Annotated in this window: 10 protein-coding genes and 1 tRNA gene; 2 read left to right on the forward strand and 9 right to left on the reverse strand. The window is 34.1% G+C overall.

The genetic code is table 11. From position 1 onward, the window contains the following. The first annotated feature begins 134 nt into the window (after positions 1 to 134). A tRNA-Ala gene (locus tag Q0910_RS03575) sits at positions 135 to 208 on the forward strand. A gap of 119 nt (positions 209 to 327) precedes the next feature. Here Q0910_RS03575 and Q0910_RS03580 read toward each other — a convergent pair. The 3 genes from Q0910_RS03580 to Q0910_RS03590 all read right to left on the reverse strand — a co-directional run bounded on the left by Q0910_RS03580 (position 328) and on the right by Q0910_RS03590 (position 3,833). Continuing rightward, the gene (locus Q0910_RS03580) at positions 328 to 1,410 is read right to left on the reverse strand and encodes an aldose epimerase family protein (RefSeq protein ID WP_299212693.1); all 1,083 of its coding nucleotides are present in this window, start codon (positions 1,408 to 1,410) and stop codon (positions 328 to 330) included. A 125-nt stretch (positions 1,411 to 1,535) separates the two neighbouring features. Next, a complete protein-coding gene (locus tag Q0910_RS03585) occupies positions 1,536 to 2,354 on the reverse strand; it encodes an alpha/beta hydrolase (protein ID WP_299212695.1) in 819 nt (272 codons plus the stop codon). 24 nt (positions 2,355 to 2,378) lie between these two features. Then, positions 2,379 to 3,833 (reverse strand): sulfatase, encoded by a 1,455-nt coding sequence (locus Q0910_RS03590; protein WP_299212697.1) that lies wholly within the window; start codon positions 3,831 to 3,833, stop codon positions 2,379 to 2,381. Between the two features lie 150 nt (positions 3,834 to 3,983). Here Q0910_RS03590 and Q0910_RS03595 point away from each other — a divergent pair, with 150 nt between their 5' ends. Then, positions 3,984 to 5,429, forward strand: a complete 1,446-nt coding sequence (locus Q0910_RS03595) for a family 43 glycosylhydrolase (protein ID WP_299212699.1) — start codon at positions 3,984 to 3,986, stop codon at positions 5,427 to 5,429. A gap of 19 nt (positions 5,430 to 5,448) precedes the next feature. Here the strand turns inward: Q0910_RS03595 and rhaT are convergent, their stop codons facing one another. The 6 genes from rhaT to Q0910_RS03625 all read right to left on the reverse strand — a co-directional run bounded on the left by rhaT (position 5,449) and on the right by Q0910_RS03625 (position 16,580). Continuing rightward, the gene (rhaT, locus tag Q0910_RS03600; RefSeq protein WP_299212701.1) at positions 5,449 to 6,483 is read right to left on the reverse strand and encodes an L-rhamnose/proton symporter RhaT; all 1,035 of its coding nucleotides are present in this window, start codon (positions 6,481 to 6,483) and stop codon (positions 5,449 to 5,451) included. Positions 6,484 to 6,507: 24 nt separating this feature from the next. Continuing rightward, positions 6,508 to 7,923, reverse strand: coding sequence for an L-fucose/L-arabinose isomerase family protein (locus tag Q0910_RS03605; protein ID WP_299212702.1), 1,416 nt, complete (start codon positions 7,921 to 7,923; stop codon positions 6,508 to 6,510). An 11-nt stretch (positions 7,924 to 7,934) separates the two neighbouring features. Then, positions 7,935 to 10,235: an alpha-L-rhamnosidase C-terminal domain-containing protein gene (locus Q0910_RS03610; protein ID WP_299212704.1), complete on the reverse strand. Its 2,301-nt coding sequence runs from the start codon at positions 10,233 to 10,235 to the stop codon at positions 7,935 to 7,937. A gap of 341 nt (positions 10,236 to 10,576) precedes the next feature. Further along, positions 10,577 to 12,031, reverse strand: coding sequence for a RagB/SusD family nutrient uptake outer membrane protein (locus tag Q0910_RS03615; RefSeq protein WP_299212706.1), 1,455 nt, complete (start codon positions 12,029 to 12,031; stop codon positions 10,577 to 10,579). An 11-nt stretch (positions 12,032 to 12,042) separates the two neighbouring features. Continuing rightward, positions 12,043 to 15,228, reverse strand: a complete 3,186-nt coding sequence (locus Q0910_RS03620; protein WP_299212708.1) for a TonB-dependent receptor — start codon at positions 15,226 to 15,228, stop codon at positions 12,043 to 12,045. A gap of 305 nt (positions 15,229 to 15,533) precedes the next feature. Further along, positions 15,534 to 16,580 carry a GntR family transcriptional regulator gene (locus Q0910_RS03625; RefSeq protein WP_299212711.1) on the reverse strand — a complete coding sequence of 349 codons (1,047 nt, stop codon included), beginning with the start codon at positions 16,578 to 16,580 and terminating at the stop codon, positions 15,534 to 15,536. Positions 16,581 to 16,706 lie beyond the last annotated feature (126 nt).

Here is a 16,706-nt window from a genome sequence, read left to right on the forward strand (position 1 = left end):
ATGTAGCTTCCTCCTTCGCTACGCTGCGGCGGACAGGCGCTTCGCTACATCACCGCAGGAAATATGGGGATGTAGCTTCCTCCTTCGCTACGCTGCGGCGGACAGGCGCTTCGCTACATCACCGCAGGAAATATGGGGATGTAGCTCAGCTGGCTAGAGCGCTTGACTGGCAGTCAAGAGGTCGTGGGTTCGAATCCCATCTTCTCCACTTGATTATCAAAGAGTTACACTAAAAACTTATTGTAGCTCTTTTTATTTGCACAAAAATTGCACAAAAACTTTGATTTACGACTCACGAAGTTTCCGGTTTGAATCCTTCAAAAATTATTATAAAGAAACTCCAAATGAATAAATGCATTTTGAAAAATAGTGATCATTAGGTTTTAAAATTACGCTTGGAAACATCGGATTGTTTGGTGAATCTGGAAAATGCTGAGGCTCTAAACAAAATCCACTCCTATAATTATGTGGTGTTTGATTCTTTCCCGTCGTTTTCCCATCCAAAAAATTACCACTATAAAACTGTATTCCAGGTTCATTGGTATATAGTTTAAAGCATCTTCCTGTTACTGGTTCTGCCACGTCCGCAGCCAATAACAGCTCTTCACCATCTAAGTAATCATTTAGTACAAAATTGTGATCGTATCCTTTTGCAATTGCTAATTGCTCATTCTTTTCATCTATATCCTGCCCAATTGGTTTAAGCTTTAAAAAATTGAATGGTGTTTCTTTAACCGATACAACCTTCCCTATAGGAATTGTATCTTTATTTATTAGTGTAAAACGATCTGCATTAATAATTAACCTATGATCATTTATTGTACTATTTCCTTCTCCTTGAAGATTAAAATAGGAGTGATTGGTAAGATTAATAATAGTTGTTTTATCAGTATTAGCCTTATAGCTAATAATTAAATCGTTATTATCAGTAAGTCGATAATTAACATTGACCTGCACATTTCCGGGATATCCTTCCTCTAAATCTTTTGATAAATAAGAGAATTCTATCTCGTTACTTGAAACGAAAAAAATCCTCCACGCTTTATTATGAAATCCGTGTAAACCTCCGTGTAGATGATTTTTTTGATCATTTATCGGTAATTCATATTTTTCGTTATTCAAAATAAAACTTCCGTTTGCAATTCTATTTGCATATCTGCCAATTGTTGCACCAAAGTAATATTGCTTTTCTGGATTTATATATTCCTCAAGAGTAGCATGACCTAAAACAACATCATCATAAACACCTTTCTTATCTGGAATCAATAATGAAACTAATCGTGCACCAAAATTAGTTAGACATGCTTCTACACCATTACTATTCGTTAGAACGAATAACCTTATGGGGTTACCCTCAATTTCTTTTTCAAAGTTACCAAAGTATAAGCCTGATCTGGTTTGTAATTTCATTATACATAGTAAAAATAGTGCTTCGACATTACCCTAAGAATATTTTAATAATTCTTTTAAATCGTCTTTACAAGTAGTGAAAGTCAGATTATAAAACGATTGAAAAATCCTAAATCCAAATTTTATCATTTTGTTTTTAGTGTTGACTTTATGAATTCAATCAATAAAGGATATCCAGGTTCCCTCATATCGTGACCATAACCCTTTAACTCATATAACTCAATATCTCTATGTCCTGCAACTTTCATCATCCTTTGGAAATAAGCATTCTCCTCATATCTACCTAAAAGCTCTAATTCTCTGTCTCCTGTAATTAGAAGAAAGGATGGAGCATCTTCCCGAACATGATATAGCGGTGCAAATTCATCTATTACGGGATGTTTACCGGAGATTCCTTTTTCTTTTCTAATAGTAAAATGAGTGATTGCATGACCGCTAAAAGGTATAATTCCTGCAATCCTGTTTGCATCTATTTCGTGTGCCTTCATCCATTTTTTATCTATTCCTATCATACTGGCCAGATATCCTCCTGCCGAGTGTCCAGAGACAAAAATCTTATTAGAATCTCCGCCATAGCTCTTTATATTTTTAAAAACCCAGGCTACGGCAGCAGCAGCGTCTTCTATATACTTTGGTTTCTTTACTTTAGGATGTAATCTGTAGTTTACGGATACTATTGAAAAACCTTGATTGGTTAATCTTTCTGGAATATATTTATCCCCTCCTGACAATCCGCCTCCATGAAGCCAAATAATTGTTGGAAAATTTTTCATCTGTGTAGGATAGTATAAATCTAAAACACATTTCTCACTGAGATAAGTATCCGATTTAGTAACAGGTTCAGGGTAATAGGAAATATTAAATTTCGTAATATAATCCCTGTTCTGCCCTAAAACAGTGCCAATTATTAAAAAGCAAAAGATAAATGTTTTACAACCCTTCATTTTTTTATTTTTAGACGGTTTGAGTTATTTTTCAATATAATTAGGATTTGGTTTAGGTAACTTTGCATTCATATTGATAAGCATTTTATTCATATTAACTTTTAAGGTATGAAATATCTCCATTTGACTTTCTACTAGATTGTTTTCTTCTGAAAGGTCTTCTTTAAGGTTATATAGCTCATAATTATCATCTTCATAGAAATGAATAAGTTTCCAATCACCTTCTCGATAAGCTGTAGAGGGTTTTCCATGTTGTGGACTATAATGTGGTAGATGCCATAATAGACCTCTCTTTAAAACCTCCTCGTTTTTAAATAATGGAAGCAAGCTTTGTCCATCCTGAGTTCTTTCTTTGCTATTGGTTATTTCCATAAACGTATTAAAAAAATCCTGAGCGATTACAGGTACATTGTTTTCCTGTCCTGGTTGTATCATTCTAGGCCATCTTATAATTAATGGCTCTCTGATACCTCCTTCATAAACATATCCTTTGCCTTCTCTAAGTTTTCCATTATCTGTAGGAGGTGTATGTTTTGCAAAAGCTGGAACTTCACGTACCGATAAACCTCCATTATCTGAAGTAAATAGTACCAAAGTGTTTTCTTCTAAATTAAGCTCTTTTAACTTATTTAAAATTCTACCAACATTTTGATCTATAGATTCTACCATAGCTGCATAATGTATGTTGGGCATAGTGGCTTCTGATGTATCATTACCTCGCTTATTTCTATATTTTTCGACCAAATTAGGTTTTGCCTCGATAGGAACATGCGGAGAATAATAATTAAGACTCAAAAAGAAGGACGAGTCTTTCTGTTGTTCAAGATATTCTATTGCTTTTGTAGTCAAAACATCTGTAAGGTAATCTCCTTCTTTTGAAGAATTTTGCAACTCTGGTTTTTCGCCTTTATTAAAAAAAGGATAAAAAAAACTTTTTGGGAGACCGTTCCAAGCTCCTGCTATATTAACATCAAACCCTCTATTGTCAGGAGTAAATTTTCCACCTCCTAAATGCCATTTACCGATAAATGCTGTGTTGTAATCCTTTATCTTCAATGCTTCAGCAATCGTTTTATACTGTGGCCTTAGTTGCTGTGCCACCGGAGGTGTTTTTAATTTTTGATTAGGTCCTGGTGGATGATTCCCGTGTATGTGCTCTGTAATATTTACTCTAATTGGATGCAAACCTGTAATCAAACTTGCACGAGAAGGGCTACAAAGAGGTGCAGCTGCATAAGCATCTGTAAATCTTATACCTTCTTTTGCTAATCTATCTAGGTTTTGAGTTTCGATAAAATCATTTCCATAACAAGAAAGGTCATACCAACCCAGATCATCTGCTACAATCATGATTATATTTGTATTTACATTTTGTTTTGAATCATTAGTCTTATTGTTATCATTCTTACAGGACCAAATACAGATTAGTCCTAAACAAAAACATAAGATTTTCTTATAGTTATTTACTGATATTACCATGATATTCTCTTTAATGAGCTGTAGAGAATAAATTTATTCATTATTAAGTTCATCATCATCATGTACTTACCTGTATTAAAATTAGCAGTAAAGTACAGGATACTATTATTTACAAAAAACACCAACTTTGTCATATTATATTATACGCATATGAAAAACATCATCACATATAAACTTATCACCTTTCTATTTATAGTTTCAATTTCATTTGCACAAACTATTACTATAGACAACACGAAATCCAAGCTAGACGAAAAAGGCCAAATTGTAGATGCTCATGATGGCAGGGTGATCCAATTTGGGGACACCTTTTATTGGTATGGCACTTCTTATGGAACCACTAATGGATTTACTACTCAAAATCATTATCGATGCTATAGTTCTAAGGATTTAACCAATTGGAAATATGAAGGTAAATTACTTGACACGCAACCTGAAGGAGTCTATTACAGACCACATGTTATTTATAATAAAAAAATAAAAAAGTATGTCCTTTGGTATAATTGGTATCCAAAACTTTGGGATGGACAGTTTGGAGCGGCAATAAGTGATACTCCGCAAGGGCCTTTTAAAATTGTAAATGATAATGTGAAGATGTACAACTCTAAAATTGGTTTAGGAGATTTTGGCCTTTTTGTAGATGATGATGGAACCGGTTATATTAGTTATAACACCATTCAAAATCATCAAGTATCTGTAGAAAAACTGAGTGATGATTATTTGTCTTCTACTTTGAAAAATGGAGGTGTCATTGCCAAAAATATGGAAGCGGGAACCATGTTTAAAAACGAAGGAAAATACTACCTGCTTACAGATTATACTTGTTGTTTTTGCAACTACGGCTCCGGAGCCAGGGTTTATATTTCTGATAACCCTTTAAAAGGATATTCGCTTACTACCAATATTAATAGATATCCAGGAAGGTACTCTCCTATACTTTATGATGGAATTACGAGGGGTACTCTATACGAAACTCTTTCAAAAAAGAAGGATGAATATGATTCTGTTGAAATTCTTTTTGATGAAAAATTGAAGATCAACAAACTGGCTCTACATCTTTTTACAGGAAATCGTCCTGAGAATTGTGGCGATGTAAATAATCCAAAAGTGCATCCTGATATTGTTTCTCAAAAATTTGAAATTTTCGAATGGAATAACCATACTTGGAAAAAAATCAATATTAAAAATCAAATGATTAAAAAATCAACTTTAAAGGAAAAAATTATAATTGAATTCACGACCAGTATATCTGATCGAATTAAAATAGTTCCTGTTGAAAGTGACGCTAACGTGTATATAAATGAAATTGAAACGTTTAACGAAGGAACTCCCAACAATTCGAGGGGTAGTTTTTTTATAACCAGATCAAATATCCGTCAGAAACCAATAATTCCTGCCCAGCAATCTTATGTAATGAAGCTTAATACGACTAAAGGAGAAAAGTATATTTGGATAGGAGATCTATGGGGTTCTGCGTCTGACAATATTAAAGGACACGATTATCAATATTGGAGTGCCCCTTTAGAGTTTAATGAAGATGGAACTATAAAACCCATGAAATGGACAGATCGATGGACTGTAGAGTTAAAAAAATAATAGAATCTTAAACCTTGTTTTAGACCAGTTGATTTCCGATACCAATAATAACAGTGGAAGCAATAAGTATTAGTAAGCCAAGTGTTAGTGTCCAGGTAACTTTTTTGCTTACGCCTTGCCATTCTTTAGTAATCAGTCCCCACATGGTACTGAAAATGATGATAAAAGCCATGTGCAATGTCCAACTTGCAAAATCGTGTTCACTCATTTGCGTGGTTCCCATCCCATAAAACATAAATTGACAATACCAAGTCGTACCGGCGATAGCCGCAAAAAGATAATTTATCTTCAAGGGGGTCGCCTTACTACTATAATCTTTGTAACTCTTCTTTTTAATATTCAGATAGCTACACCAAATCAAATTAGAAGTAAATCCTCCAGCAAGTATCACAATAAAAACAGGGCCGTTTTGCCACAATATTGGGGCATTGTGTTGAACTGCTAATTCAGAGATTGAGCTTCCGGCAACTATCCCAAAAGCAAAACAAGCACTTAAGACACCTGCAAATATAGCAACAATGATTCCTTTTTTAAGATTAAACTCTTTTACCCCTTTTTGTTTTTCTTCATCAGAAAGTTCTTTGTCCTTAAAAATACCTGCTCTTCCACAGATCACGATCCCGATTAAACAAACTCCAATTCCTAACAAAACTACCTGACCAGAAGTGGTTTGTAACAAACTACTAAATTTTCCTTCATAAATGGGTGGTATCAAGGTGCCAAAAGCTGCAGTAAGACCCAAAGCCAGTGCCATTCCCAGAGACATTCCCAAATATCGCATCGTCATTCCAAAAGTTAATCCACCGATTCCCCAGAGTACTCCAAAAAAATAGGTCCAAAACAATGTTGAAAATTCAGTTTTGGATAAAATTGTTATAGTTTCTGGTACGGTGAGTACTGAAACTAACCAAGGAATGATCAACCAAGCAAAAAAACCATTGACTAACCAGCCACTTTCCCACGACCATTTTTTAATTTTCTTTATTGGCAGATAGAATGAACCAGCGGCAAAACCTCCAATCGCATGAAAAAGTATTCCTAAGAATGAATTCATATACTATTAATGATTTTTGTTACACTAACAAATTTTGATATACTCTATATTTAATAGGTCTGCTATTTTTTTGATAACCGAGGCTTTATGACCCATTCCAATAGCACAATGATGCGAGGGACCAGCTAGAGACCAAGTATTTATAAATTCTCTTACCGAAATTGGAAATTTATAACGAGAATTGGTATTTCCGATTTGAAGTGTAGGGCCAGCTACAGATTCTCCTTCTGCAGTCAGTAAATAGGCTTGTCCCTTACCATTCTGACATACAGACAATAATGTTACGGGACCATTAGCCACCTTCATTTGAATGGATAATCCTTTTCCGGGTTTTCCGTGATACACTGGTAAAGGAACTAACCCAACTTTACCCTCAGCAATTGAGAAGTGTGCAGGTCCATCGTGGCCTAATAAAATTACTTCTTCTTCAAAATCTAAGGCATAAAATTCTGAAAAGGAACCTCCACTTCCTAAAACATCCATTATTTTCATGGCCTGAACATTTTTTATTTCACATTCGCCAGCTACTGGTACATTTTTTCCGGTAAGCAAAGTAAATCCTGGGATTAGTGAGGTAACTATATTTTCATATATAGGATCACCATCTCCTTCATAATAATACGCTAGTGAACCTAGCTTAAATTTTTCGACCAATTTATCAAGAGCTACTGATGTTTTGGCAGCTCTTTTTAATTCTTTACTATCACATTCAGAAGAAACTTCAAATATTTCCTTAAACTCCTTTAGCTTATACAAAGTTTCATTTTCAGATACATCATCTCTTATGTTTTTAAGGGTTCCGAATTCGATAATTTCAAAATGATTTCCAAAAGTAGCTGCTTGTTGTGTAAGGTCACTATACACATCTAGCATTCCGTTATAATAATGACCTAAAATGCCTACGCGATTGTTATTCATGATTCTAACAACCTCCAACGCTTTGATAAATTCTTCTATCTCATTCCAAACATATGCTTCTGTTAAATATCCTGAGATCAAGTGAAATTTAATATTAGCACGGTTAAAAACGCTTGCAATCTCTGGAGCAACACAACTTTGGCAATGTGCTAACCATTCTCCTGTCATTTTACCTCTATCCCCAATCGCATTGAATTTTTGATAATCTATAGCTTTTACAGGTTGAAGATTGAGTACAATTAAGGGAACTTTAGTTTTTTGAGCAACTGGCAGAACATTATGAGAAAGCGCATAGGTAGAGATAAAAAGAAAGATACAATCTACATTTTCTTTGTTAAACCTCACCGCAGCTTCATTAGCTTTGAAAGGGTTGTCGACCATTCCTTGATTAACAACTTCTACCTTGAAATCTTCGATTTTTTTAGCAATTATTTTTTGATAGCCTAAAAGACGATCTTGTAAACCCACAAATTGATCCCAGTAGGTATCTAACCCAATTCCAAACAACCCTACCTTAATCATAAAATTCAGTATTAATTAGCTTTTATTTCATAAACGCCAGCGGAAATTTCGAAGACGTTATAACCTTCCTCCTTTGTATGAATCATTTTAGCATTATTTACCCTTATTTCTTTGTACGCAGAAGGAATATAAATCGTAGCCTTAGTTTCTTTAGGAATGGTTACATTCAAGGAATAAGTTTCTTCGTTTTTTAATTCAACTTTAATATCACCCTTTATACTAGGAACCGTTGCTTTTATATTTTTTAAGAATCCTGGTTGAGGTTTTATCTGAAAAGTTTTATATCCCGGTGACGTCGGAGCTATCCCTGCAGCATACTGCGATAATAAAGTTAATCCACCGCCACTCCAGGCGTGATTTGTAGTTCCTCCACCAAAACCTTCTGCACCAATACCCCAACCTTCCCAAAGGGTCGTAATCTCAGGGTGGTTTACCATATTACCGAAGCGTTCTTTCATACGTTGCAAAGCAAAATCTTCGTAACCCATGATATAAAGAGCTTCCAGAATATACTTTTCCATATATGGACTTGCGTGTTTTTCGGTTTGTAAAATTTTATAAATAGCTTCGTATTTATCTGGATCTGCTATACCTGACACCACGGCCAAGCCTTGAGAACGATCATCTGTTTTTCCAAGGTAATCCTGAGAACGGTAATGATCTTTTTTCCAAAATTCGGTATTAAAAGCAATTTTGAAATTCTTCATCAATTGCGTGACAGAATCCACTTCTTTTGTGTTACCTAGAACTTCAGACATATTTTTATATCCTTTCAGCGCCAAATAATATTGGGTATTCATTAATAGTGGAACATCTTTATTTTGTCCCCAATCACCCCAAGTCCAACCCCCTTTTCTTATGGCAATGGTGTTATTTTTTTTAAGCTTCCATAGAGATAAATAATGTTTTACGGGCTCATATACCTTTTTGATAGTTTCCAAGTCTCCTGTATGTAAATAATAATTCCAAAAACCATAGTATCCAACACTGGCAAGCATTTGACCAGGAAGTTCTTTATCCCAGTTACCAGCTGGAACTGGAGAAAATATAGTACTATCCGAGCATTGCCAGTTCATCAGTTCCAACATTCCTTTTTTGGTAAGTGCATCAGCCTTACGATCCAGAGCATAAAAAGCCTCACCACTCTCTAATACCACATCGCCCCACCATTGCGCCCGCTCCCGATCTGGACAATCCATGTAATTATCACGCATGGTAACATATAATGTGCGTTTCGCTTTTTCCCATAAACGATTATAAAAAGTATCATTACAGCTAAAAATCCCACTAAATTCCGTATCATAACCCGATTCACGATATTTCAATTCTAAAATTTCAACACCGTCAGGAATGATATAATACATCTCCTCTCCATTAATCCATCCAAAGGATTCATAAGTTTGTTCTCCTTCTTTAGTAATATACTCCGCTCGCATATTATAAGCTGAGCCTCCTTTATAATGATCGGTAAACATGGTAATTTTTTCTCCAGCTTTAGCTTTTATCTTTAAAAAGGGTGTGACTTGGGCATTGTAAGAGAGCTTGCACTTTATAGTATCTCCTTTGTTAACAAAAGGAAAACTCATTTGATTCTCATACGCTTTTAAACCAAAATCTTTCCAAAACGGAATTGGTCGTTTTACTAATTGATTCCAAGGTGGACATATTCCATCACAAATTACTTTAGCTGCTAGCCAATCACTATCATTAAAATCAGGTTGAATCCAATCTGTCAATTCTTTCTGTGCATCAAATACAATATTGGATTCCGGAAGCCTCCAATTAGGTTGTGGATCTTCACTTTTAGAAATATACGCTGGATGTGGAATAACTTTCCAGGAATTATCACTTTGTAAAATCTGCTGATCATTTTGATATATTTCTGCAATCAATCCAGCTTTTCCACTAGATTTATGAGTCATTCCTTCTTTACCAAAATACCAAACAAGTATTGCTATTGTATTTTTACCATTTTTTAAAGCCTCACTTATATCAACCTCATCATAGTACGTGTCATTAGGTGTTGGTCCTCTTTTCAAACCTCCCTCAAAAATCACTAATTCTCCATTAATCCAGAGCCAATATTTGCTATCTACTGCTAAATGTAACTTTACGGAAGAAGAATCCTTCTTTAGTTCAAATAATTTTCTAAAAGCTACCCAGGCATTTTTAGTGGGTAATGAACTTTGGGTAGTTATCCAGCTTGCTTGCCAGTTTTCTTTTAGATGTTCTCTAAAAGTTTCTGACTTTGAAAGATTAGTTTCTTTGCAAGAAATGGATAATAAAATAAATAATAAGAAAAACCATTTCATAAGATGATAAATTATACTAACATTTTTTAAAAACATTAAATAAAATAGGCTATTAAAAAAGTGTAGTAATGTTTTCAAAAAAGTCATTCTACAGCTCTCTCTTCGTAATCTATATTAACCATCAAAATGAATAGAAAAAATGACATTCTATTCATTTTAATATGATTCTTAATTATTGATTTATATTCAATGCAGTTAGATCTATCCTAATATCAATATGCTTGTGGTTTATGGGGTATGCAAATTGACTAACTCAAACTCTAAATTTATGAATAGATCTAACGTACACTGAATAATTAATAAAAACAATTACTACTAAAATTAAAGACTACTTATATTATTTATTCCCATCCTGATGTTTGTTCGAAACCGAACTCTTCTACTTGTCCAAGTGGAATTCCTAATAATGTTCTGATATTGATATAAGCTTCTGCAGGTACGGTAACCTTTTCATCTTTTTGTTCTTCTCCATGAGCAATCATTACTTCTACTGCTTTACCTGTTCTTACTAAATCAAACCATCTGTGGTTTTCAAAAGCTAGTTCTCTTCTTCTTTCATTCGCAATAGTCTGACTTAAATCTGATAACTCAGCAGCGCTTAAACTTGGATCGGATAATGCTCTTGTTCTAATTTGTTCTAGTATTGCTACAGGATCACCTCCACCTACTTCGTTATAGCATTCTGCTAGCATTAGTAAAGCATCTGCATAGCGAAACATAGGAAAGTTGACATCCTGTAAACCGTTATCTTCAAAACCATAATTATATTTACTCATCCAAGGTTCGACTGTAACACCGTCATCATAGAAAGAAATATTATGAATAAAGCGTGCATCTTGTGGATCATACAAACGAATCAAATTCTGTGTGGGTTGATTTTGCCCTGCACGCGAGCCAGCTGGACCACTATCGCCTAAAATATCATTACCACTATTAAAGGGTACAAATCTGGAAACGAAATTAGATGCTTGTCCCAAAGCGAATGAGTATTGAATCTCAAAAACAGACTCACTATTATTTTTATTATCAGGAGAGAAGACATCAGCGTAATTTGATTGTAAAGAATATCCTGATCCCTGCATCTGTTCTAACAACGGACGAGCTTCAATAAATTCCTGAAGTACCATGTGTATTTTTGCCTTTAACATCAATGCTGCTCCTTTGGTAGCTCTACCAGTTTCTGTTTCACCTTGGTTAGGCAGTATATTAATGGCTTGTTGTATATCGATTTTGATATTGTCATAAACTTGATTAGCAGGAATTCTTTCCAAAAATTGGTCTGAAAAAATCTCTTCAGGTGAAGTGCCTGCTGAAGTTACGTAAGGAACATCTCCGTATAATTGAGCTAAATTAAAATAAAACCAGCTACGTAAAAACAATATTTCCCCACGTCTGATATCTCGATTATCTTCATTTATAAAATCCACATTATCTAGATTATCCAACGCGAAATTACATCTTGAAATTCCTGAATATGCAGTATTCCAATAAGAAGCCAGATTGGGATTGGCGGATAACATCAAGAATAAATCTACTTCCTCATTATCTAAACCACCTCTATCGGATGGATTGAACTGAAAAGAACTATTATCCGATCTATTTTCTCCAAAACGCCAATGCGCTCCATTCATCAATCCTCGATTAGTGTTATAAATTCCTGCTATAGCTTCATTAAGTTGATCTTCATTTTCGAAAAACCCTTGTGGAGTTTGAAATGTCTCAGGAGTTTCGTCCAGAAAATCGTCACACCCCCATAAGATTAATAAACTTATAAAATATAATACTCTAATTTTCATATCTTTTATTTTTAAAATGTAACGTTAACGCCTAATGTAAATGTTCTTGAAATCGGATATGCTCCATAATTTACATTTCTTACCAAAGCGGTATCCCCAGAACGATTAATTTCTGGATTTCCATTTTCGTATTCAGTAAATAAAATTGGGTTCTGTACACTAGTATATATTCGCGCTCTCTTGAAAACATTACCTATAACATCTCCTTTTAAAGTGTACCCTAGTGTTATATTTCGTATCCATAGATAATCAGCGTCATCAACGGAAAGTGAATTTGGTAAACGAAATCTGGCACGACTATTATTGCTTGCTGTACCTGGAATTGTTGCACTAGCTGGATCTTGTCCTGGTCTCCAACGTTCTAATTGTCTTCTGTCTACATTAAAAACACCGTCCTGATTTCCATTGTACTGATTAGCTCCGTTAAATATTTGTTGCCCAACAGAACCTACGAAAATCATACTTAAGTCAATGTTCTTGTAACTAAAATTGTGAGTCATCCCATAATTAAAGTCAGCATTAGGGTTACCAATAATTACAAAATCTTCTTCATCACCTAGTACTCCGTCACCGTTACCATCTTCATACTTAAGAGATCCTTCTAGTGCTCCCGGGTATTTGGGAACATTAGGATCATCTATTTCTGCCTGAGTAAATAAACCTGTTACATTGAATCCTCTATACAGTCCTACTTCTTCCCCAACTCGGGTTTCTGTAAAAGTCCTTGCAATGGCTCCTCTTCTAATAAATCCAGATTCTGCTGCTAGTTCCAATACTTCACTTCTATTCTGAGTAAAGTTTATATTAGCATTCCATCGAAAATCATTACTGTTAAGAATATTTTTAAAACTTAATTCAATTTCAATTCCTTTGTTTTCAATGCTTCCTAAGTTGGTGAGTATTGATCCAAAACCGGAAGTCGAGGGTAGCGGTAGTCCTGCTAAAAACCCTTCGGTTTCAATATTATAGTAATCGGCACTAAGGTATATTCTATCTTTTAAAAACCCAATATCTAGACCTAAATTGGTTTCTTTTGACTCTTCCCACGTTAACAAAGTGTTCGGTAATACCGAAACTGCGCTTCCAGGTGCAAGGGTGCCATCAAAAACATAATCCGGTCCAGATGTAATTTGCCCTTGAGCTTGAAAATTACCAATATTTGCATTACTACCACTAATACCATAACCACCTTCGAACTTAAGTTCTGAAACTATGTCTTTAATCCCTTCAAAAAATGGTTCGTTAGAAACTCTCCAAGCAGCTGCTACTGAAGGAAAATTACCATAGCGACCATCTGCTCCAAAGCGAGACGAACCATCTCTACGAATAGTGCCCGTAATATAGTATCGATCTTTGAATGAATAATCTAATCTTCCAATCAAAGAGACTAATTTATTCTCTGTAGCTTCTCCTCTTCCTGTAAAATTATCTGGATTTTCAGGATCAGTATTATTAGAATCAGGTATGGTAATTGATTCATCAATGATATTGACTGCATTAATAATAGTATTGTCAGTTCTTCGGTCTTCCATAGTAAATCCTACCAATGCATTAATGCTATGATCTTCGGCTATGGTAGTAAAATAAGTAAGTGTATTTTCCCAAACCCAGTTAAAATTAGTAAACTCTCCAATACCTGCTCTTGCTTGTCTGGTTCCTAATAAATTAGGCGTTAAAGCTCCATTGCCGGGAAAATCTGAAGGTTCGAATGTTCTGTTTCTACGATCTATATATTGTATTGATCCTGTGGTTTTTGCCTTTAAGCCTTTTAGTAACTCCAATTCTACATAAGATGAGGCTAAAAGTTGATTGGTTCTTCTCTCATCGATTCTTCCGGTTAATAAATATACAGGGTTTACATTATAAAAATCGATAAGGTCTCCTCTTGCTACATTAGTTAATGTGCCGTCATCATTAAAAACTGGAGCGGAAGGATCTGTCCATCTAGATAGAGGCACGGCAGCAAAAATATTAAAATTATTACTACCTGCGTCTGTTCTACCACCAGTAGCTATTGTTTGTGTTGGAGCTAAATTTACACCAAACTTAAGTCTTTCTGTTACATCGATATCAATATTTGCTCTTAAACTATATCGTTTAAAATTGGTATTTATTAATGTCCCATCCTGATTCGTATAATTTGTAGAAATGTTATAACGCACGTTGTCGGATCCACCATTAATACCAATGCTATAGTCTGATAGTGGGGCACTTCTGGTTATTTCATCAAACCAATCTGTACCTTCACCCTGATCCCCTAAAGCGATCAATCTATCTCTTTCTCTAATTTCTCTTGGGCCTAAAGCTCCAATACCAAATAATCGATCTTCATACCACTCTATTCTAAACTGCCTTAACTCTTCAGCATTTAAAACATCTGGTTTTTCGAAATCAGGTATCGTTTGGAACCCTGTTGAAGTACCAAATGTTATTGTTGGTTTTCCTCTTTTACCTTTTTTAGTTGTAATGATAACAACTCCGTTAGAACCTCTGGAACCATAAATTGCTTTTGAAGACGCGTCTTTCAAAATACTAATTGATTCTATTGAATTAGGATCAATAGCACTTAAAATAAAATTATCCCTTTGGTTATTTACATTCCCTAAAGGAACACCGTCTAAAACATATAGTGGTGCGTTATTTCCTCCTGTAGATGCAACTCCTCTAACCAAAACTTCTGGGCCACCACCTGGTGCTCCATTTTGTCTTAATTGAACTCCAGACACCTGGCCTGATAAAGATTGCTCGAATGATATTATTGGTAATTCTGCAATATTATCAGCTTGTATTGTAGAGACAGCACCCGTTAAGTCTGCTTTTCGTTTATTTCCATATCCGATTACTACAATTTGTTCTAATGCATTTACTTCTTCTACTAAAGTTACATTAACAACACTCCTATTATTAATTAAAACTTCTTTTGTCTTAAACCCTACATAAGAGAATATTAGTACTCTGGCATCATCCGGTGCATCTATAGAGTAATTACCATCAAAATCAGTTAGAGAGCCTATTCGTGTATTTTTAACCAACACATTTACGCCCGGTAAAGGAACTCCATCACTCGCAGTAACCGTTCCGGTTATCGTTTTAGATAATTCAGATGCATTAATTGAGTTGCTTATACTAATAAAAATACCGAATGAAAACAATATCAAATAATACCTTCTTATTTCCCTTTGTCTAAGTTTTTCCATACTTGTTCCTTTTAGTTTAAAAATTGAGGTAGTTTTAAGAAATAACTATTTTTTTAAGTACATCAAAATTGAATCATTAAAAATTTAACTATTTCATAATGTTTACAACAATATTAATTTAGGATTAAAAAAAACCCATCCTGTACTATGCTGCTTGTTTTTAATTCTATATTAAACTGTTTGTATAGGTTTGAAATAAGCTTTTTAGGAAGAAGTTGTTTCTGTTCTTTAGAAAAAAAGTAGTATACTAATGCTCATCATTAAGAGATCCGAACACCAATTCAATTGAAATTTAACACCAAAAATTAAATAGATTTCCTATCAATAAATCTGAAGTTATTCCTAATCTGTTCCTTGCGATTTTCTAAAATCATTTGGGCTGTAGTCTCTCCCATTTTTTTGAAGTCTGTTCCAATAACAGTGATACCAAGTAATTCTTTAAGAGGGGTGTCATTATAAGAAATAATACCTATTTCTTTTCCAAGAATCAAAGAACTTTCTCTTACTTGTTTTACCAAATCTACTAAATCGGTTTCAGTAATTGTAATATATGTATCTCCTTTTTGCAATTCCATACTATCATATATTTCATTCAATATTTCAAAATCAAAAGAATGTGTTGCACAAAATCTCCTGAAACCGTGTAAGATTCTTCTTGGATAAGGATACACTGATTTTTCCGGATATACCAGAATCAGTTTTTGATAGTGTCTTAATCTTTCTATACCATCTGCTAGCGCTTCAAAAATATCATTTTCAAAATCCTGGTATACTTGGACAATATCTTCTTTTACAAAGTTTAGTTTGTTGTCCATGATTACCAATTTATCCTTAGGTATTTTATTTATAGCCTGTTCAACTCTATCAGTAAAACTGATGTGCTGTAACGTATCATTTTTAAAATGAGGCATTATCGCATAATAATCATAATGCCCTAAGTGTTTATCAATAAGGCTTAAAAAAAGTGTTTCGTCGCAGTGATAAATATGTAAATCCAAATGGGCATTTGTACCAATAGCATTCAAAAAAGCATTATAAATACTCATTTTATAGGAACTCAATTTATTAACTAGAAATAAAATATTCACCTTATTAATTAAATCAGTTTTGGCCACATAGAAACCTTTTCCTTTTACGGATACTATAATTTTTCTTTCTTTTAATTGATTATACGCTTTTTCTACCGTATCCCTAGATAAATAACATTCTTCACTAATTTCATTGATCGAAGGAATTTTTTGGCCCATTTTTAGATTTCCTTTAGAAATATCAGCAATTATAGAGTCTACAATCTGCTTGTATTTAGGTTTTCTGGAGTCATGATCTATTTGTATACTAACTGAAAATTCCATTTCTAACTTGACTATTGGGTATGTTAAAGTTGTTTAATTTCTTGAAAAATAACCAAAATAGAACTATAAATATTGATCTTATTGTGATTTTTTGTATAAATTTTCAAAATATTCTGAAAATTAGAT

It is taken from the genome of uncultured Aquimarina sp., assembly GCF_947495315.1.
Classification (GTDB): domain Bacteria; phylum Bacteroidota; class Bacteroidia; order Flavobacteriales; family Flavobacteriaceae; genus Aquimarina.

What these genes read in the sequence shown, in the direction of transcription:
- Q0910_RS03605 (WP_299212702.1), bottom strand. Translation starts at nt 7,923, where the DNA reads ATGATTAAGGTAGGGTTGTTTGGAATTGGGTTAGATACCTACTGGGAT.
- Q0910_RS03625 (WP_299212711.1), bottom strand. Translation starts at nt 16,580, where the DNA reads ATGGAATTTTCAGTTAGTATACAAATAGATCATGACTCCAGAAAACCT.
- Q0910_RS03585 (WP_299212695.1), bottom strand. Translation starts at nt 2,354, where the DNA reads ATGAAGGGTTGTAAAACATTTATCTTTTGCTTTTTAATAATTGGCACT.
- Q0910_RS03580 (WP_299212693.1), bottom strand. Translation starts at nt 1,410, where the DNA reads ATGAAATTACAAACCAGATCAGGCTTATACTTTGGTAACTTTGAAAAA.
- Q0910_RS03610 (WP_299212704.1), bottom strand. Translation starts at nt 10,235, where the DNA reads ATGAAATGGTTTTTCTTATTATTTATTTTATTATCCATTTCTTGCAAA.
- Q0910_RS03590 (WP_299212697.1), bottom strand. Translation starts at nt 3,833, where the DNA reads ATGGTAATATCAGTAAATAACTATAAGAAAATCTTATGTTTTTGTTTA.
- rhaT (WP_299212701.1), bottom strand. Translation starts at nt 6,483, where the DNA reads ATGAATTCATTCTTAGGAATACTTTTTCATGCGATTGGAGGTTTTGCC.
- Q0910_RS03615 (WP_299212706.1), bottom strand. Translation starts at nt 12,031, where the DNA reads ATGAAAATTAGAGTATTATATTTTATAAGTTTATTAATCTTATGGGGG.
- Q0910_RS03620 (WP_299212708.1), bottom strand. Translation starts at nt 15,228, where the DNA reads ATGGAAAAACTTAGACAAAGGGAAATAAGAAGGTATTATTTGATATTG.
- Q0910_RS03595 (WP_299212699.1), top strand. Translation starts at nt 3,984, where the DNA reads ATGAAAAACATCATCACATATAAACTTATCACCTTTCTATTTATAGTT.